1 protein-coding gene is annotated in these 2609 nt (G+C 43.5%); it reads left to right on the top strand.

The features are described 5' to 3' along the window. Positions 1-2609: hypothetical protein (locus EO117_RS08995; RefSeq protein WP_206168605.1), on the top strand; the 2609-nt coding region annotated here is incomplete at both ends.

Genomic DNA, 2609 nt, shown 5'->3' with positions numbered 1-2609 from the left:
GCTAATGGTATCGATGGCCGTGATGGCAAATCTGGTATTGCTTCGGGAACGACTGCTGCTGGCATGGGTGCACAAGGACCAACAGGTCAAGACGGCCTGAACGGTAAAGACCTAACTACAAAAGTGAATGCATTACGTAACGGTGAAGCTGGTACTGTGGTGTACACAGATGCAGAAGGCAACCGTTTAGTGAAAGCTAACGATGGTAACTACTATAAAGCAGATCAAGTTGACAAAGATGGTAATGTGATTACTCCAGCGGGAGGCACTAAACCAACAGCGACCACTGATGTACAAGCTCGTCTAGTGAACCCAGATGGTACAACAACTGGTGGTACAACTAAGTTAAGCAATATCGCAGATGGTGAAATCAAAGCTGGCTCTACCGATGCGATCAATGGTGGTCAATTACATAGTAAATTAGCTGAAAAAGCGGATAAATCAGATATTACAACTATCAACAATACATTAGCTGGTAAAGCCAGTGCGTCTGACTTGAATACGTTGGCAGAAAAAACGCTTACTTTCAGCGGGGATACTGGAACTAATGCGACTCGTAAGTTAGGTGAAACGTTAGCTGTAAAAGGTGCGGCAAACTTCACACCAACAGCAACTGCAACACCAGGAGTAAATATCCAAGTAGCATCCGACCCTACAAATGGTTTAACTGTGAGCTTAGCAGATACCTTAACAAATATGAAAGGTATCTCTGGTGATGGGCAAAATGATTTAGTAATCAAAAATGGTACCAACACCATTACTGTGACACCAAATACAGCTGAAGTGAAAAATGATGCAGGGGTAGTTACTAAAAAAGCAGATCCTGGCACTGTAAACTTTGGTGGAGCTAAGTTAATTACTAGTTCGACAGCTGAAGGTGACACAGATGTAACGAATAAAAAATATGTAGATGATGCCATTAGTAAAGTCAATACTACAGTGGCTGGCAATGCGACATTGAACTTTGCTGGCAATGTGACGAAAGATGAACACGATGCAGATACTACTAAGGTAGGGTTACCGTTGTCCACAGGAGTACTGAAAGTACAAGGCAATGCTAACACTAAGGATATTGTTACGACAGCGCAAGGTGATACAATTATCATCGGATTGCACCAAGATGTGAAAGACCAATTAGCGAAACTTGGTAACACAGTGGCTGACGGCCGTGATGGTAAAGCAGGCACTGGTAAAGATCCAAAAGCAACTGATGCAACAGCAGGCGATAAAGGTTTGACTGGTCAAGACGGCCTGAACGGTAAAGACCTAACTACAAAAGTGAATGCATTACGTAACGGCGAAGCTGGTACCGTAGTGTACACAGATGCAGAAGGCAACCGTTTAGTGAAAGCTAACGATGGTAACTACTATAAAGCAGATCAAGTTGACAAAGATGGTAATGTGATTACTCCAGCGGGAGGCACTAAACCAACAGCGGCCACTGATGTACAAGCTCGTCTAGTGAACCCAGATGGCACGACTACAATAGCAGCTAATACAACAGGTACGAAATTATCCAACATCGCAGATGGAACAATTGCAGCAAGCTCTCATGATGCCGTGACTGGTGGTCAATTGTATACTGCTAAGTCTGAACTAGCAACAGCTCTTGGTGGCAATGCAAGTGTTGATACTAACGGCGCATTAACAGGCCCTACATACAGCATCACAAAAGATGATGCAGCAGGTGGTACAGATACTGTTAACAATGTAGGCGCAGCGGTTTCTAAATTAGATAGTCGTATCAATACAGTGAAAGGAATGGCTGAACAACCATTAACTTTCACAGGCGATGATAAAAAAGATGTAACACGTGCATTAGGTACTACATTAACTGTGAAAGGTGCGGAAAACTTCACACCAGTAACAGCACCAGCGACTGCTACTACAGGAACTGCTAGTCCAGGAACTACAACCACAGCAACTACAACCACAGCAACTACAACCACAGCAACTACAACCACAGCAACGCCTGAAGGTACCAATATCCGTGTAGAAAAAGATCCAACTACAGATGCAAATGGTTTAGTGGTGAAATTAGCAGATACGTTAACCAAAATGAAAGGTATCTCTGGTAATGGCACAAATGATCTAGTCATTAAAAATGGTGATAATACAGTTATCACAGTAAAAGCAGGAGCTACTGGCACTAAAGGTGACGTAGACTTCGGTGGGTCTAAATTAACGAATATTGGCACACCTGATGCGAATACAGATGCAGCGAATAAGGCTTATGTAGACAGCAAAGTTGGTGGTGTAGCTAACTTAGGTTACAAAGCCAATACAGAAACTGGTAGAACCGTGGCGGTAACAACTGGTTTGACCTTCAAATCTGGTACAGGTACAATCGATGCCACTGGCACTGATGCAGCGACAACCAATACAGCCACTACAAAAACTGGCATTGCTATTTCCACAGAAGATGGTGGTATTGTTAACATCGGTTTAGATGCTAATACGCGTACAGCTATTGATAAAGTAGCTACTCTTGAGAGCGCTATCGGTAAAAGTGGTGTTGATGGCCGTGACGGCAAATCTGGTATTGCTTCGGGAACGATTGCTGCTGGCATGGGTGCACAAGGTCCAACAGGTCAAGATGGTTTAAATGG

The sequence above is a fragment of the Veillonella sp. VA142 genome, assembly GCF_003992135.1.
Taxonomy (GTDB): Bacteria; Bacillota; Negativicutes; order Veillonellales; family Veillonellaceae; genus F0422.
Note: the sequence above shows the minus strand (reverse complement) of the source record. Positions and strands in the feature narration are given on the sequence as shown.